The sequence below is a fragment of the Actinomadura rugatobispora genome, from assembly GCF_055379765.1.
In genome coordinates this window covers 5,779,629-5,795,575 of record NZ_AP029191.1, presented here as the reverse complement: position 1 = coordinate 5,795,575, position 15,947 = coordinate 5,779,629, and the positions used below count along the sequence as shown (strand labels likewise).

The following is a 15,947-nucleotide window of genomic DNA, read 5'->3' as shown; positions in this document are numbered from 1 at the left end:
TGGACGGCGCGCCAGGGCTCCGGAGAGCCGGCGCGCCGCCGGCGGCGATCAGGGGTGCAGGTCGTCGGCGACCGCGCGGAGCACGGTGGCGATCTTCTTGGCCTCGGCCGGGGAGGGGTGCTTGCCCCTGCGGTAGGTGTTGGAGATCCCGTCGAGCAGCTTGATGAGGTCCTCGGTGATCAGCACCATCTCGTCGGGCTTCTTGCGGCGGGCCTTGGCCACCGACTTCTCCACCGACGGCAGCGTCTCCAGAACCCGCACCGACAGCGCCTGCTGCCCGCGCCTTCCCTCGACCACGCCGAACTCCACGCGCTGACCCGGCTTGAGCGTGGACGCGCCGCCGGGCAGCGCGGAGGAGTGCACGAAGACCTCACCGCCGTCATCGCGGGTGAGGAAGCCGAATCCCTTGTCGGCGTCGTACCACTTGACCTTGCCAGTGGGCACGGGAGACCTCGTTTAGCTCTCGTCCTGAATTGGGCTAAAGATTAGTGCCTCGCCACGAGGCGGTGAACATGGCGGTGACGATGGGCGACCCCCTGCGAGCCGACTGGACAGAAGCTATCGGCGCGCGGCCGGAACGGCACCCGAATATCCACCGTAACGGGCGTTTTCGCAAGGGCGCGGACGCGTCCGCCGCGGACTCGGGATCAGCCGGCCGGGGCCGCGGTGTCCGCGCCGTACGCGCCGAGCAGCCATTCCGGGAAGGCCAGCAGGTCGGGCAGGACGACATCGGCCCCGTAGGCGGTGAGAGCGTCGGCGTCGAACGGCCCGGTGGCCACGCCCACGGCCGTCGCGGCGGCGGCGCGGGCGGCGTCCACGTCACCGGTGTGGTCGCCGACGTACACGCCCGCGCCGTGCAGCCGCAGCGCGGCGCCCTTCTCCGTGCCGAACAGGCCGCCCACGACCTCGTCCACGGGCAGCCCGAGGTGCCGGACGGTGCGCTCGGTGTCGACCTGGTTCTTGCCGGAGACCACGACCACCCTGGCCCCGCGGGCGCGGACCGCCTCCAGCGCCTCGGCGGCGCCGGGCATCGCGACGGTCGCGGGGACGGCGATTCCGGCGTACAGGGCGCGGTACCGGTCGGCCATCGCCGGGACCTCCGCGGCCGGGAACCAGTACGCCAGCTCGACCTCCAGCGGCGGCCCGATGCGCGTCACGACCGCGTCGGTGTCGATGGCGACGCCGGTCTCGGCGGCGAGCGCCGCGTAGACCGCGCTGATCCCGGTCCGGGTGTCGGCGAGGGTGAGGTCGAGATCGAACCCCACCGCGGACCACCCCGGACCGGCGGCGCCCCGGGGTCCGGGTCCGGGCACGGCACATCGCGTCGCATCTGGCTCCAGCACGTTCCACAGGGTAAAGGGATAGTTATGGCGGATTTGCCATGCGGGTGGACCGGCGGGTGGAAGCACCGCCGGGCGGACCGTCCGGAGAAGAGGCGGCGCCGGGCCGCGACGGCCGCGGGCGCCACTGCGCCCACAAGGTCGGCCTCCGCCGCTGCGCCCACAAGGTCGGCCTCCGCCTCTATGCGCACGCGCACCCGCGCTCCCCCGGTAGTGGCGATGCGACGGGATCCGAGTAGGAGAGCGCGGGAGTCCATTGCGCGTGCTGCGCGAACGCTGTTCGTTTTTCTACCGGCCGGAACTGGATCGTCCGGCTGTCTGAAACATGCGTTCCTTGGTGCCGATATACCCGTACCTTCGCCTACGAACCACACGACCAGGGAAAACGCGGACCTCGAAAGTGCCAGCGGACTTCCAAGGACCGCCGCGGCCGGTGCACCACCCGTCCCCCGGACAACGCGGCACCCCGGCAAAACAGAAACGCGAAACGCACTCGGGTGACCGATCTCAGTGACCCGCCCGAATCGGAGAAAGAGGGCGCCATGGCCGACGAACGCGACCGACCCCCGGCGACGGGGCCCGGCGGACCCCCCGAAACCCCGGCCGCACAGACCGGCACGGCCACCGACCCCGGAGTCGCCGCCGGGGCAAACCAGGGCGCGGCGTCGCACCGCCGCGGCTCACGGATGGGACGACCGCCGTCCCGGAACCTCAAGGCCGCCCGCAAACGCGCCGCCGCCGCGCTCGCCACCGCCCTCTCCGTGATCACGACGGTGGTGGTGCTGGTGCTGGCCGTGCACATCGTGTTCGTGGTGTTCGAGGCCAACACGGCCAACGACCTGGTCCGCACGGCCGGCGACCGGGCCGAGGGCCTGGCCTGGCAGTTCCGGGACGTCTTCCAGCCCGCCGACCCCAAGATCGAGGTGGTCGTGAACTACGGGCTGGCCGCCCTCGTCTACCTGATCATCGGCCGGATCGTCGTCGGCCTCGTCCGCCGCCTGGACTGACGCCCCGGGGCCTCGTCGCGGGCGCGGTCTCCGGTCAGTCCCGGAGGTCGCGTCCCGGGAAGCGGACGGTCTCGAGCGGCCAGGCCGTCGTGACCCACTCCCGGACGAACTCCTCCAGCTCCTTCTCCACGCTGGAGTCCTCCTCGTCCGCCCGCACCCAGAACACCACGACGGCGTCGGCGGACGGCTTGTCCGAGGGGGCGACGTGGATGCGGCCGAGCTGCCGCTCCTCGTCCGGGGTCATCACCACGTAGCTGAACGAGCGCCGCAGCTGCCCCTCCTTCTGCAGCCAGGCCACGTCGATCAGCGCCTGCTCGAAGGTGAACTCCTTGTCCGGCCAGCCCCACTCGGGGCCGAACCGGCCCTCCAGCCGCTCCAGGCTGCCCAGCACCGCCCCGTAGTCCTTCACGACGTCGTGGACGGTGATCGGGCGGATCCGGAACCGCGGCCCGGCGACGAGGGTCGGGACGACGAAGTCCTCCGGCAGGAAGGCCCCCCGACCCCCCTTCCGCGGAGTTACGAACATCGTCGACCCTTCCGACAACGCCCCATTCCGGCGACAGGGGCGCGAGCGCCACCGACTTTAGCCGTCCGCCGCCCGGTGCGAGACGCATCACGAATTCGGGCGCGCCGAGGCGGGCGGTCCAGAACCTCGGTCGGTGATGCCTTACTGTTCTTGCGGAGGAACACACGACCATGACCAGATCCACGCGCGACCGAATCGTGAGCGAGTCCCTGCGGCTGTTCGCCGACCGGGGCTATGCCGCGACCTCGGTCGCGGAGATCGAGGCCGCGGCCGGGCTGTCGCCCGGCGCGGGCGGCCTGTACCGGCACTTCCGCTCCAAGGAGGAGGTGCTGGCCTCCGCCATCCGCGAGCACATCGAGCGCACCCGGCGGCAGATCAGCGACGTGCTGGACCACGCCACCACCTACGAGGACCGGCCGCTGGAGATCCGGCTGCGGATGACCTGCCAGGCCGGGCTGGCGAAGATGCGCGAGGAGCAGGACCTCATCCGGGTGCTGTTCCGCGACCTCGACCAGTTCCCGCACCTGGTGGCGGAGATGCGCGAGGGGATCGTCAACCCGCTGTACGACGGCATCGCGACCTGGCTGTCCCAGCAGCCGGAGTTCGAGGGGATCGACGAGGACTGGCCCGCGGTCGCCTCGGTCCTGGGCGGCGCGGTGGTGAACTACTGGCTCGCCAACGAGTCGATGTACGAGCCCCCCACCCGCATCGACGAGAAGCGGTTCGTGTCGAGCTGGGCACGGCTGGGTCTCGGCCTGGTCAACCTGGAGCGGACTCCAGCCACCTGACCTGGGCCGTCCCCGACCCGACCGGCACTGAGCACGCCCGGCGGCTCCTACGCTGATGGGGCGGGCGCTCCGCGGTGCGCCCGCGCCGGTGCCACGAGGTTGGGAGAGGAATGGACACGTTCGCGGACTGGCTGCGCGCACGCGACGACGGCGCGTTGCGCTCCCTGCTGTCCGCACGGCCGGAACTGGTCACGCCCGTACCCGCCGATATGGCCGCCCTCGCCACCCGGGCCGCCACCCCCGCCGCCGTCTCGCGCGCCCTCGACCGGCTCGACCGCTTCACACTCGCCGTCCTGGAGGCACTGCTCGTCCTGCCCCGCCCCCTGGAGCCGGACGCGCTGACCGACGCCGTGGACGCCACCGCCGACGACGTGACGCGTGCACTGGAGACCCTGGAACGCCACGGGCTGGTCTGGGGAAACGGCCCCCAGACCCCGGCCCCCGCCCCCGGCGTCCGGCAGGGCCTGCCACACCCCGCCGGCCTGGGCCCGACGGTGAAGGAGGTCTTCGCCGGCTACGCGATCGAACGCCTCACGGCGCTGGTCACCGACCTGGACGGGCAGGAGCCCCGCGGGTTCCCCGACACGGGCCGGCTGCTGGAACGGCTCACGGCCGCCCTGTCCGAACCCGGCCCGCTGATCGCCGACGCGGGCCCGGAGGCCGCGGCGGCGCTGGACCACCTGGCCTGGGGCCCACCGGTCGGCCGCGTCGCCGACGCCCGCCGCCCCGTGCGGGTGGCGACCGCGACGACCCCCATCGAACGGCTCCTGGCCCGCGGCCTCCTCGCCGCCGAGGACGACCGCACGGTCACGCTGCCCCGCGAGGTGGCACTCCACCTGCGCGGCGGCCACCTCTTCCGGGACGTCCCCGCACAACCACCCGAACTCACCGGCCGCCGCTCCGCCCCACCCGGCACGTCCAGCAGGCCCGGCACGTCCAGCGGATCAGCCGCCTCCGGCAGACCCGGCACCTCCGGCAGGCCCAGCGGGCCCGGGGCGTCCGGTGGGCCCGGGAGTTCCGGCACGTCCAGCGGGCCCGGCGCCTCCGGCGGATCCGGCTCGGCCAACGCAGTCGGCGGCCGGGGGGCGGCGGCGGACGATCTGGCCGTGCGGACGGCCGCGGGGGAGGCGTTCACCGCGGTCCGGCTCGTCGAGGAACTGCTCGAACGGTGGGGCACCGACCCGCCGCCCGTGCTGCGCAGCGGCGGCCTGGCGGTGCGCGAGCTGCGCGCCACCGCGACGCTGCTGGAGGTCGAGGAGTGGCGGGCCGCGCTGCTGGCCGAGGTCGCCTACGCCGCCGGGCTGCTGACCCGCAGCGGCGACCTGGACGGCGAGTGGCTGCCCACACCCGCCTACGACCTGTGGCTGATGCGCGACACCCCCGGCCGCTGGACCGAGCTGGCCCGCGGCTGGCTGAAGACCGACCGCGCGCCCGGCCTGGCCGGTGACCGCGACGACCGCGACCGGCTGATCAACGCGCTCAGCGAGGCGGTGGTGCGCAGCAGCGCCCCCACCACCCGCACCGCCGTCCTGCGGGTCCTGGCGGCCGCGCCCCCGGGCCTGGCCGTGGACGCCGACGCCGTCCGCACCCGCCTGGCGTGGCTGCACCCGCGCCGCACCGGGCCGCTGCGCGACCGGCTCGTCGACTGGACGCTGCGCGAGGCGGCGGTGCTGGGACTCACCGGGTTCGGACGGCTCGTCCCGTACGCCCGCGACCTGCTGGAGGGCGACGACCCGGAACCCGGCCTGGAGAAGTACCTGCCCGAGCCGGTCGACCGGATCCTCATCCAGGCCGACCTCACCGCGATCGCGCCCGGCCCGCTGGTCACCGAGCTGGCCCGCGAGCTGGCGCTGTCGGCCGAGGTCGAGTCGACCGGCGGCGCGACCGTCTACCGGTTCACCCCGTCCTCGATCCGCCGGGCCCTGGACGCCGGCCGCACCGCCGCCGAGCTCACCGAGCTGCTGGCCCGGCACTCGGCGACCCCGCTGCCGCAGCCGCTCACGTACCTGATCGAGGACGTGGGCCGGCGGCACGGCCACCTGCGGGTGGGTTCGCTGAGCTCGTACGTGCGGAGCGACTCGGCCGCCACCCTCGACGAGATCCTCGCTGACCGCCGCTCCGGGGCACTGCGCGTCCACCGGCTGGCGCCGACCGTGCTGGCCTCGTCGCTGCCGCGCGGCGAGCTGCTGGAGGCGCTGCGGGCGATGGGCCTGGCCCCGGTCGCCGAGTCCCCCGGCGGCGGGATCATCGTGACGCGTCCCGACCAGCTGCGCGCCGATCCGCCGCCGACCGCCGAGATCGTCCGGGTGCGGCCGGGCGGGGAGCCCGCCGAGGCCTCGGTGATCGCGGCCGCGGTACGGGCGCTGCGGGCCGGGGAGGAGGCCAGCCGGCACGGCGCCGAGCAGGCCCGGCTGCGCGGCGCCGCCCCGTCCGGGGAGCCGCCCCGCTCCCCCGCCGCGGCGACCGTCGACCGGCTGCGGGAGGCCGTCCACCACGGCGTCCGGGTGTGGATCGGCTACCTCGACCAGCAGGGGCAGGCGTCCAGCCGGATCGTGGAGCCGGTACGGGTGGAGGGCGGCTTCCTCACCGGGTACGACGCCACCCGCGCCGCCGTCCACAGGTTCGCGCTGCACCGGATCACCGGCGTCTCCGAACTCGACGACGAGGGCACCGAACCCGCCTGAACAGGGGCTTCCCGAACGAATCCGCCAAAACCGAACGCAGCCGATAGCCTGCCGCGATGACCGGAAGCGCAGGATGAGGGGGATGTGAGCCGTGAGCGGCTACGGAGGGCAGCCTCCAGGATGGAACGACCCGTACGGGCAAGGGCAGGGCTGGAACGACCCCAACGCCGCCCAGCACCACCAGTCCCCTGGCTACGCCTATGGCTACGGTCCCCCGGGCGTCCCCAACACGGCCGGCGAGACCTCAGGGTCGACCATCGCCGCCCTCATCTGCAACTGCGTCGCCGTGGCGATGTGCTGCAACCTCCTCACGATCCCCGGAATCGTCACGGCCGCGATGGCGATGAGCCGCGCCCGCACCGACCCCGCCTCGTCCCGGAAGCTGACCACCTGGAGCTGGGGGATCCTCGTCGTGGCCTTCCTCCTGCCGGTCGTGATCTTCTGCGTGCTCCTCGGGGTGGACGCGGCCAACGGCGGGCTCGACGACTCCGGTCTCTGACGGCCCTCCGGGAAGACGGCCGCCTCCTCCGTCGTTTGCATAAGAGCCCGTTCCGGAACGTCCCTCCGCACCCCCGCATGTCGGGTAGCGTGCAGCACCTGCCACCGGAGCCCGAACGGGCCGTCCACGATCGATCGCCTGATGGGGGCCGCCTGCCGTGTCCGACGGACCGCTGATCGTCCAGTCCGACAAGACCCTGCTGCTCGAAGTCGACCATGTCCTGGCCGACGAGTGCCGCAAGGAGATCGCCCCGTTCGCCGAGCTCGAACGGGCGCCCGAGCACATCCACACCTACCGGGTCACCCCGCTGGCCCTCTGGAACGCGCGCGCCGCCGGGCACGACGCCGAGCAGGTCGTCGACACGCTGCTGAAGTTCTCCCGCTACCCCGTCCCGCACGCGCTGCTGGTCGACGTGGCCGACACCATGGCCCGGTACGGGCGGCTGCGGCTGGAGAAGCACCCCTCCCACGGCCTGGTCATGCACTCCTCCGACCGCTCCGTCCTGGAGGAGGTGCTGCGGGCCAAGAAGGTGAAGGGGATGCTCGGCGAGCGGGTCGGCGACGACTCCGTCGCCGTCCACCCCAGCGAGCGGGGCGCCCTCAAGCAGGCCCTCCTCAAGCTCGGCTGGCCGGCCGAGGACCTCGCCGGATACGTCGACGGCGAGGCGCACGCGATCTCCCTGGTCGAGGACGGCTGGCAGCTCCGCTCCTACCAGCGGGACGCCGCCGAGTCGTTCTGGCACGGCGGCTCCGGAGTGGTCGTGCTGCCCTGCGGCGCGGGCAAGACCATCGTGGGCGCGGCCGCCATGGCCCGCGCCGAGGCGACCACCCTCATCCTTGTGACCAACACCGTCTCCGCCCACCAGTGGAAGCAGGAGCTCATCCGCCGCACGTCCCTCACCGAGGACGAGATCGGCGAGTACACCGGGGCGAAGAAGGAGATCCGGCCGGTCACCATCGCCACCTACCAGATCATGACGACGCGCCGTAAGGGCGCCTACGCCCACCTGGAGCTGTTCGACGCCCGCGACTGGGGCCTGGTCGTGTACGACGAGGTGCACCTGCTGCCCGCGCCGATCTTCCGGATGACCGCCGACCTGCAGGCCCGCCGCCGGCTGGGCCTCACCGCCACGCTCGTCCGCGAGGACGACCGCGAGGGCGACGTGTTCTCCCTGATCGGCCCCAAGCGGTACGACGCGCCCTGGAAGGACATGGAGTCGCAGGGCTGGATCGCCCCCGCCGACTGCGTCGAGGTCAGGGTCACCCTCACCGACTCCGAACGGCTCACGTACGCGACCGCGGAGCCGGACGAGCGGTACCGCTTCTGCGCCACCACCGACACCAAGACCAACCTCGTGCGGGCCCTGGTCGATCGGCACCGGGGCGAGCAGACACTGGTGATCGGCCAGTACATCGACCAGCTCGACGAGCTGGGTGAGCTGCTGGACGCTCCGGTCATCAAGGGCGAGACGCGGGTGAAGGAGCGCGAGCGCCTCTTCGACGCGTTCCGTTCGGGGGAGATCAGCGTCCTGGTCGTGTCCAAGGTCGCCAATTTCTCCATCGACCTGCCGGAGGCGACGGTGGCGGTGCAGGTGTCGGGCGCTTACGGGTCGCGTCAGGAGGAGGCGCAGCGTCTGGGACGGCTGCTGCGGCCCAAGTCCTCCGGGCAGGGCGCCCGGTTCTACGCGGTGGTGGCGCGTGACACGCTCGATCAGGACTACGCCGCCCACCGGCAGCGTTTCCTGGCCGAGCAGGGCTACGCCTACCGGATCGTGGACGCCGACGCCGTCCTGGCCGGCGAGGAGATTTAACCGAGCGCACCCGCCCGAGAAAAAAGGGGGCGGGAAATGAGAAAGGGCCCCGCCGGTAAACCCGGCAGGGCCCTTTCCTAATATGTGTCCGGCGGTGTCCTACTCTCCCACACAGTCTCCCATGCAGTACCATCGGCGCTGAAGGGCTTAACTTCCGGGTTCGGGATGGGACCGGGTGTTTCCCCTTCGCCATAACCACCGAACGACCCACGCACACCAACCCCTGCAGGGCCGGTGGCAAGCTCGTTCGAGCCGTACGGCTCACACTATTCAAGACTCAAACACACGGGGTTCCCGTTTGTTCTCCGGGAACCACACAGGGACGCGAACACCAACCGCAGCAGACCTGCCGATCAGGGTGTGTCAAGCCACTCGGCCTATTAGTACCGGTCAACTCCACCCGTTACCGAGCTTCCATCTCCGGCCTATCAACCCAGTCGTCTACTGGGAGCCTTACCCCACCGAAGTGGGAGGGAGAACTCATCTCGAGGAAGGCTTCCCGCTTAGATGCTTTCAGCGGTTATCCCGACCGAACGTAGCCAACCAGCCGTGCCCCTGGCGGGACAACTGGCACACCAGAGGTCCGTCCGTCCCGGTCCTCTCGTACTAGGGACAGACCCTCTCAATTCTCCTACGCGCGCAGCGGATAGGGACCGAACTGTCTCGCGACGTTCTAAACCCAGCTCGCGTGCCGCTTTAATGGGCGAACAGCCCAACCCTTGGGACCTACTCCAGCCCCAGGATGCGACGAGCCGACATCGAGGTGCCAAACCATCCCGTCGATATGGACTCTTGGGGAAGATCAGCCTGTTATCCCCGGGGTACCTTTTAGCCGTTGAGCGACACCGCTTCCACACGCCGGTGCCGGATCACTAGGCCCTGCTTTCGCACCTGCTCGACCTGTCAGTCTCACAGTCAAGCTCCCTTGTGCCCTTGCACTCACCACCTGATTGCCAACCAGGCTGAGGGAACCTTTGGGCGCCTCCGTTACTCTTTGGGAGGCAACCGCCCCAGTTAAACTACCCACCAGGCACTGTCCCCCACCCGGATCCACGGGTGCGGGTTAGACGCTCAAAACGACCAGAGTGGTATTTCACCAACGACTCCACCGACACTGGCGTGCCGGCTTCACAGTCTCCCACCTATCCTACACAAGACGCTCCAAACGCCAATGCCAAGCTATAGTGAAGGTCCCGGGGTCTTTCCGTCCTGCTGCGCGAAACGAGCATCTTTACTCGTACTGCAATTTCACCGGGCCTGTGGTTGAGACAGCGGGGAAGTCGTTACGCCATTCGTGCAGGTCGGAACTTACCCGACAAGGAATTTCGCTACCTTAGGATGGTTATAGTTACCACCGCCGTTTACCGGCGCTTAGATTCTCAGCTTCGACCCGAAGGCCTAACCGGTCCTCTTAACGTTCCGGCACCGGGCAGGCGTCAGTCCGTATACAGCGTCTTACGACTTCGCACGGACCTGTGTTTTTAGTAAACAGTCGCTTCCCCCTGGCCTCTGCGACCACTCCCAGCTCCGGCAGCAAGTGCCATCACCGGACGTGGTCCCCCTTCTCCCAAAGTTACGGGGGCAATTTGCCGAGTTCCTTAACCACAGTTCACCCGATCGCCTTGGTATTCTCTACCTGACCACCTGAGTCGGTTTAGGGTACGGGCCGCCGGTACACTCACTAGAGGCTTTTCTCGGCAGCATGGGATCACTCACTTCACCTAAAACGGCTCGGCATCACATCTCACCCTTAACGGCATGCGGATTTACCTGCACACCGGGCTACATGCTTACCCCAGGACAACCATCGCCTGGGCTGAGCTACCCTCCTGCGTCACCCCATCGCTCACCTACTACCCCCTCGGGCCGACCGCTAGGCCCGGAAGAAACCCGAAGGCTCCAACCAGGATTCAGGGTCTTAGCATCAGAGGATTCAGCGTTGGCGCATACCAGCGGGTACGGGAATATCAACCCGTTGTCCATCGACTACGCCTGTCGGCCTCGCCTTAGGTCCCGACTTACCCTGGGCGGATTAGCCTGCCCCAGGAACCCTTGGTCATCCGGCGGGAGAGTTTCTCACTCTCCATTCGCTACTCATGCCTGCATTCTCACTCCCACACCCTCCACCACACGATCACTCGGCGGCTTCACCGGACGCAGGACGCTCCCCTACCCATCCCAGCAAAAGCTGAAATGCCACGGCTTCGGCGGTGTGCTTGAGCCCCGCTACATTGTCGGCGCGGAATCACTTGACCAGTGAGCTATTACGCACTCTTTCAAGGATGGCTGCTTCTAAGCCAACCTCCTGGTTGTCACGGCAACTCCACATCCTTTACCACTTAGCACACGCTTAGGGGCCTTAACCGATGATCTGGGCTGTTTCCCTCTCGACTACGAAGCTTATCCCCCGCAGTCTCACTGCCACGCTCTCACTTACCGGCATTCGGAGTTTGGCTGACGTCAGTAACCTTGTCGGGCCCATCGGCCATCCAGTAGCTCTACCTCCGGCAAGAAACACGCAACGCTGCACCTAAATGCATTTCGGGGAGAACCAGCTATCACGGAGTTTGATTGGCCTTTCACCCCTAACCACAGGTCATCCCCCAGGTTTTCAACCCTGGTGGGTTCGGGCCTCCACACCGTCTTACCGGCGCTTCACCCTGCCCATGGCTAGATCACTCCGCTTCGGGTCTACAGCATGCGACTCAAACGCCCTATTCAGACTCGCTTTCGCTACGGCTACCCGCCACCGGTTAACCTCGCCACACACCATAACTCGCAGGCTCATTCTTCAAAAGGCACGCCATCACGAACAGCCCCCGAAAGGGCTGAGGACGCTCTGACGGCTTGTAGGCACACGGTTTCAGGTACTCTTTCACGACCCCTCACCGGGGCACTTTTCACCTTTCCCTCACGGTACTGGTCCGCTATCGGTCATCAGGAAGTATTCAGCCTTACCACGTGGTCGTGGCAGATTCACACGGGATTTCACGGGCCCCGTGCTACTCGGGAACACACCCAGAAGCCACTCAGATTTCGTCTACCGGACTCTCACCGTCTACGGTCGGCCTTCCCATGCCATTCGACTACCCGAGCAGTTTGTAACTTCTTGTCAGCACGGCAGCACTGACCGGATGGTCCCACAACCCCGCACACGCAACGCCTGCCGGCTATCACACGCGCACGGTTTAGGCTCCTCCGCTTTCGCTCACCACTACTCACGGAATCACTATTGTTTTCTCTTCCTGCGGGTACTGAGATGTTTCACTTCCCCGCGTTCCCACCAACCGCCCTATACATTCAGACGGCGGCGACACCCCATGACGGGTGCCAGGTTTCCCCATTCGGAAATCCCCGGATCAAAGTCTGGTTGCCGACTCCCCGAGGCATATCGCAGGCTCCCACGTCCTTCATCGGCTCCTGATGCCAAGGCATCCACCGTATGCCCTTAAAAACTTGAACACACAAAACGATCAACAAATCGCAACAGAGAACAAGAACCCCCGAAAGGGCCCTCATTCAGAGATGCTCGCGTCCACTGTGCAGTTCTCAAAAAACAACCGGGCCATCCAGCACCAACCACACCCAACGGCATGACGGCCACCGAACCCGCGATCCAGAAGAAACAACCCAGCCCCATCACACCCGAGTCGAAGACTCTCGTGATCAGGGGCTGAAGGGTCCGTTTCCTCAGGACCCAACAGCGTGTCCAGCTCCCCACCCGCCCGACGACCAACGTTCCCACTCCCGACCCCGAAGAGTCAGGCGGTACTAGCCGGCTCGCACGAGTGGCGAGCTGAATAACCAGTGCTCCACATCTATGAGCAGCCACCCGGCAGACACTCGCTGCCGAAGACGGCCACCGACCACAAGCCCCCTAGAGGCACTCGTAGCCGACTGTGCTCCTTAGAAAGGAGGTGATCCAGCCGCACCTTCCGGTACGGCTACCTTGTTACGACTTCGTCCCAATCGCCGGCCCCACCTTCGACCGCTCCCCCCAAAAGGTTGGGCCACGGGCTTCGGGTGTTGCCGACTTTCGTGACGTGACGGGCGGTGTGTACAAGGCCCGGGAACGTATTCACCGCAGCGTTGCTGATCTGCGATTACTAGCGACTCCGACTTCACGAAGTCGAGTTGCAGACTTCGATCCGAACTGAGACCGGCTTTACGGGATTCGCTCCACCTCACGGTATCGCAGCCCTTTGTACCGGCCATTGTAGCATGTTTGCAGCCCAAGACATAAGGGGCATGATGACTTGACGTCATCCCCACCTTCCTCCGAGTTGACCCCGGCGGTCTCCCATGAGTCCCCACCCGAAGTGCTGGCAACATGGAACGAGGGTTGCGCTCGTTGCGGGACTTAACCCAACATCTCACGACACGAGCTGACGACAGCCATGCACCACCTGTCACCGGCCCAAAAGGACCCCGCATCTCTGCGAGTTTTCCGGCGATGTCAAGCCTTGGTAAGGTTCTTCGCGTTGCGTCGAATTAAGCAACATGCTCCGCCGCTTGTGCGGGCCCCCGTCAATTCCTTTGAGTTTTAGCCTTGCGGCCGTACTCCCCAGGCGGGGCGCTTAATGCGTTAGCTGCGGCGCGGAATCCGTGGAAGGACCCCACACCTAGCGCCCAACGTTTACGGCGTGGACTACCAGGGTATCTAATCCTGTTCGCTCCCCACGCTTTCGCTCCTCAGCGTCAGTACAGGCCCAGAGCACCGCCTTCGCCACCGGTGTTCCTCCCGATATCTGCGCATTTCACCGCTACACCGGGAATTCCATGCTCCCCTACCTGCCTCTAGTCTGCCCGTATCCACCGCAGACCCACAGTTAAGCCGTGGGCTTTCACGACGGACGCAACAAACCGCCTACGAGCTCTTTACGCCCAATAATTCCGGACAACGCTTGCGCCCTACGTATTACCGCGGCTGCTGGCACGTAGTTAGCCGGCGCTTCTTCTGCAGGTACCGTCACGTTAGCTTCGTCCCTGCTGAAAGAGGTTTACAACCCGAAGGCCGTCATCCCCCACGCGGCGTCGCTGCGTCAGGCTTCCGCCCATTGCGCAAGATTCCCCACTGCTGCCTCCCGTAGGAGTCTGGGCCGTGTCTCAGTCCCAGTGTGACCGGTCGCCCTCTCAGGCCGGTTACCCGTCGTCGCCTTGGTAGGCCATCACCCCACCAACAAGCTGATAGGCCGCGAGCCCATCCCCAACCGAAAAACTTTCCACCCTCACACCATGCGATGGAGGGTCATATCCGGTATTAGACCCGGTTTCCCAGGCTTATCCCAGAGTCAGGGGCAGGTTGCTCACGTGTTACTCACCCGTTCGCCGCTCGAGTACCCCCGAAGGGGCCTTTCCGCTCGACTTGCATGTGTTAAGCACGCCGCCAGCGTTCGTCCTGAGCCAGGATCAAACTCTCCATCAAGGTCCGAACGACGACTCCGAAAAGCCGCCAAACCTCAGGAAAAAATCCCAGCAAAACACCAACCCGTACACGGGCCGGTGCACTGCCTCAAAGAAATCCCCACCACGAACCCCCTACAAGAAGGGACCGCGGCCACGGGGTGGTCCGACCTAAACGGCCGGACCTATAAAGGCACTGGCTTTTAACACGCTGTTGAGTTCTCAAGAAACGGACACCCACCGCGCTGGACCCGCTTTCGCGTTTCCCGCCCCGGGGCGACTCTTTTACTTTATCAGATCCGCTCGGCCTGTCAATTCCGGGCTTTTCCGATTTGCCTTTCCAGCCCCGCTTCCGCGGGCCCTTCCGGGCGTTGGTGCTATTTCATCAGATCCGGCTCGATTGTCAAACTCGGGCCTTTTCCGATCCATCCCGATCCTGGGTACGGCGAAGCCGTTCCGGCTGGATCATGGATGGTGTGTCCCGCGGGCCGGCCGTCGTCCGACGTCCTGCTCCCCTGCGGGGCGAAGTGAACAGTATGCCCAACGAGGGTAGAGGTCAAACCGGCTGGCGCACTTCGTTGCGAGAAGTCGGCGTTCTGGCTCCGTACCGGCCCGGGCTCGGGCCCATCTACCTCGTGTTATGCCGTTCGACCCGACTTAGGTCACAAGTTGCCAACGGGGCGCTTGGCCCGTTTTTTCCGGTGCGGTCGCCGTTGTCAGGACTTGGCGAGGTACCCGCCGACGAAGAGGATCCCCTCGGCCAGGACCCACAGGGCGGCGGCGACGGTCAGGAGCGCGTCGAGTCGCTGCGGCCTGTGGCGCACGCCGGGCAGCGACCAGGAGATCATCACGACGGCGATGGCCAGGAGGGCGGGAGGCACGGAGAGCGCCACGGCCGGTTCGAAGGCGGCCGCGCAGACGGTGTCGAGCCGTCCGGCCTCACCGCAGAACGCCGCCTCACCCCACCCGCCGAGCGTCGAGAACCCCCAGAGCACGGCCAGCAGGGCGTTCGCGATCGTCGGAAGGGCCGGCGAGATCCGCCAGCCGTTCGGGCGCTCGGAAATGACCTGCACAAACGGACGGTACCTCGCCACGGCCGCGTCCGGAAGCCCGACGCTCGGCCAAAGGGGATCGGCGGATCAGGTGATGTCCTTGGACTCGTGCAGCGTCAGATCCATGGCGATCGCCGTGGTGACCACCATCGTGCGCAGCGGCTCGGGCACGGGGTCGTTGATCTCCACGCTGTACTTGTCGGCCGTGGTCAGCAGGTGCGTGGCCAGGCCCGCCCACTTCTTGCGGACGTGCCCGACGCGGCTGCCATCGGCGTCGGTCACCGTGAAGTTGTTGCGGCCCAGGTCCACGGCGATCTCGCCGAGCGTCGTCTCGTCGCCGCCGCGGATGCTGTAGCGGCGGCCGACGCGTTCGGTGCGGAAGGTGCCGACGAGCTCGCCGTCCGCCCGCAGCACCGTGGTGAGCAGCCGGCCGGCCTCCTTGTCGACGACGAGCAGCGGCGCCCCGTCCGGCGTGGTGAGCAGGACCGCCCTCGCGTGCAGCTCGGACTTGCCCGGGAAGTAGGTCTGCAGCCTCTCCGCGCGCACCGGCGTGTTGCTCTGGTCGGCGACCGCGAGGAGGGTGCCGTCGCCGTCCAGGACCTTGTACTGCGATCTGGCGAACGGCCCCCGGCGTGGCTGCTCGACCCTGAGCACCGAGGAACTGAAGGGATCGCTCATGCATTCTCCTGGCGTCATCGGACGCGTTCACGTGCCGTGCCCGTTCCGTGCCGGCCCGGTCCCGCGCGTACACGGCCCGGTCTGTAGCTCAGCGGCGATCCTGCCAAGGGCCACCGGGGAGCGGAAGACCTTTCCCTGACGTACTCCTCAACGACCGGCG

At 67.5% G+C, this 15,947-nt stretch carries 10 protein-coding genes and 3 rRNA genes; 5 read left to right on the top strand and 8 right to left on the bottom strand.

The genetic code is table 11. The annotated features are described in order from the left end of the window. Positions 1 to 48: 48 nt before the first annotated feature. Together ACZ466_RS25905 and ACZ466_RS25900 are read right to left on the bottom strand one after the other, a co-directional pair. Positions 49 to 444, bottom strand: coding sequence for a cold-shock protein (locus ACZ466_RS25905; protein ID WP_378284377.1), 396 nt, complete (start codon positions 442 to 444; stop codon positions 49 to 51). 203 nt (positions 445 to 647) lie between these two features. Next, on the bottom strand, positions 648 to 1,265 hold the full coding sequence (locus ACZ466_RS25900; protein ID WP_378284378.1) for an HAD family hydrolase: 618 nt from the start codon (positions 1,263 to 1,265) through the stop codon (positions 648 to 650). Between the two features lie 617 nt (positions 1,266 to 1,882). Between ACZ466_RS25900 and ACZ466_RS25895 the strand changes: the two genes are divergently transcribed. Next, positions 1,883 to 2,347 carry a hypothetical protein gene (locus tag ACZ466_RS25895; RefSeq protein WP_378284379.1) on the top strand — a complete coding sequence of 155 codons (465 nt, stop codon included), beginning with the start codon at positions 1,883 to 1,885 and terminating at the stop codon, positions 2,345 to 2,347. Positions 2,348 to 2,381: 34 nt separating this feature from the next. On the opposite strand, the gene ACZ466_RS25890 is transcribed toward ACZ466_RS25895, so the two are convergent. Further along, the gene (locus tag ACZ466_RS25890; RefSeq protein ID WP_378284380.1) at positions 2,382 to 2,873 is read right to left on the bottom strand and encodes a GNAT family N-acetyltransferase; all 492 of its coding nucleotides are present in this window, start codon (positions 2,871 to 2,873) and stop codon (positions 2,382 to 2,384) included. Between the two features lie 170 nt (positions 2,874 to 3,043). On the opposite strand from ACZ466_RS25890, the gene ACZ466_RS25885 reads away from it, so the two are divergent. The 4 genes from ACZ466_RS25885 to ACZ466_RS25870 all read left to right on the top strand — a co-directional run bounded on the left by ACZ466_RS25885 (position 3,044) and on the right by ACZ466_RS25870 (position 8,654). Beyond that, on the top strand, positions 3,044 to 3,661 hold the full coding sequence (locus tag ACZ466_RS25885) for a TetR/AcrR family transcriptional regulator (protein ID WP_378284381.1): 618 nt from the start codon (positions 3,044 to 3,046) through the stop codon (positions 3,659 to 3,661). Positions 3,662 to 3,771: 110 nt separating this feature from the next. Next, complete coding sequence (locus tag ACZ466_RS25880) at positions 3,772 to 6,345, top strand: helicase-associated domain-containing protein (protein WP_378284382.1); 2,574 nt, start codon at positions 3,772 to 3,774, stop codon at positions 6,343 to 6,345. A gap of 91 nt (positions 6,346 to 6,436) precedes the next feature. Then, positions 6,437 to 6,844, top strand: coding sequence for a hypothetical protein (locus tag ACZ466_RS25875; protein WP_378284383.1), 408 nt, complete (start codon positions 6,437 to 6,439; stop codon positions 6,842 to 6,844). Between the two features lie 157 nt (positions 6,845 to 7,001). Next, positions 7,002 to 8,654, top strand: a complete 1,653-nt coding sequence (locus ACZ466_RS25870; RefSeq protein WP_464043966.1) for a DNA repair helicase XPB — start codon at positions 7,002 to 7,004, stop codon at positions 8,652 to 8,654. A gap of 86 nt (positions 8,655 to 8,740) precedes the next feature. On the opposite strand, the gene rrf is transcribed toward ACZ466_RS25870, so the two are convergent. The 5 genes from rrf to ACZ466_RS25845 all read right to left on the bottom strand — a co-directional run bounded on the left by rrf (position 8,741) and on the right by ACZ466_RS25845 (position 15,787). Then, positions 8,741 to 8,857: ribosomal RNA gene (gene rrf / locus ACZ466_RS25865) — 5S ribosomal RNA — on the bottom strand. 156 nt (positions 8,858 to 9,013) lie between these two features. After that, positions 9,014 to 12,116: ribosomal RNA gene (locus ACZ466_RS25860) — 23S ribosomal RNA — on the bottom strand. A 448-nt stretch (positions 12,117 to 12,564) separates the two neighbouring features. Continuing rightward, a 16S ribosomal RNA gene (locus tag ACZ466_RS25855) occupies positions 12,565 to 14,079 on the bottom strand. Together the 16S, 23S and 5S rRNA genes form the textbook arrangement of a ribosomal RNA operon. Positions 14,080 to 14,773: 694 nt before the next feature. Beyond that, entirely contained in the window at positions 14,774 to 15,130 is a 357-nt protein-coding gene (locus ACZ466_RS25850; protein ID WP_378293518.1) for a hypothetical protein, read from the bottom strand. A 66-nt stretch (positions 15,131 to 15,196) separates the two neighbouring features. Beyond that, positions 15,197 to 15,787, bottom strand: a complete 591-nt coding sequence (locus ACZ466_RS25845; protein ID WP_378293516.1) for a phospholipid scramblase-related protein — start codon at positions 15,785 to 15,787, stop codon at positions 15,197 to 15,199. Positions 15,788 to 15,947 lie beyond the last annotated feature (160 nt).

What these genes read in the sequence shown, in the direction of transcription:
- ACZ466_RS25895 (WP_378284379.1), top strand. Translation starts at nt 1,883, where the DNA reads ATGGCCGACGAACGCGACCGACCCCCGGCGACGGGGCCCGGCGGACCC.
- ACZ466_RS25890 (WP_378284380.1), bottom strand. Translation starts at nt 2,873, where the DNA reads ATGTTCGTAACTCCGCGGAAGGGGGGTCGGGGGGCCTTCCTGCCGGAG.
- ACZ466_RS25885 (WP_378284381.1), top strand. Translation starts at nt 3,044, where the DNA reads ATGACCAGATCCACGCGCGACCGAATCGTGAGCGAGTCCCTGCGGCTG.
- ACZ466_RS25880 (WP_378284382.1), top strand. Translation starts at nt 3,772, where the DNA reads ATGGACACGTTCGCGGACTGGCTGCGCGCACGCGACGACGGCGCGTTG.
- ACZ466_RS25845 (WP_378293516.1), bottom strand. Translation starts at nt 15,787, where the DNA reads ATGAGCGATCCCTTCAGTTCCTCGGTGCTCAGGGTCGAGCAGCCACGC.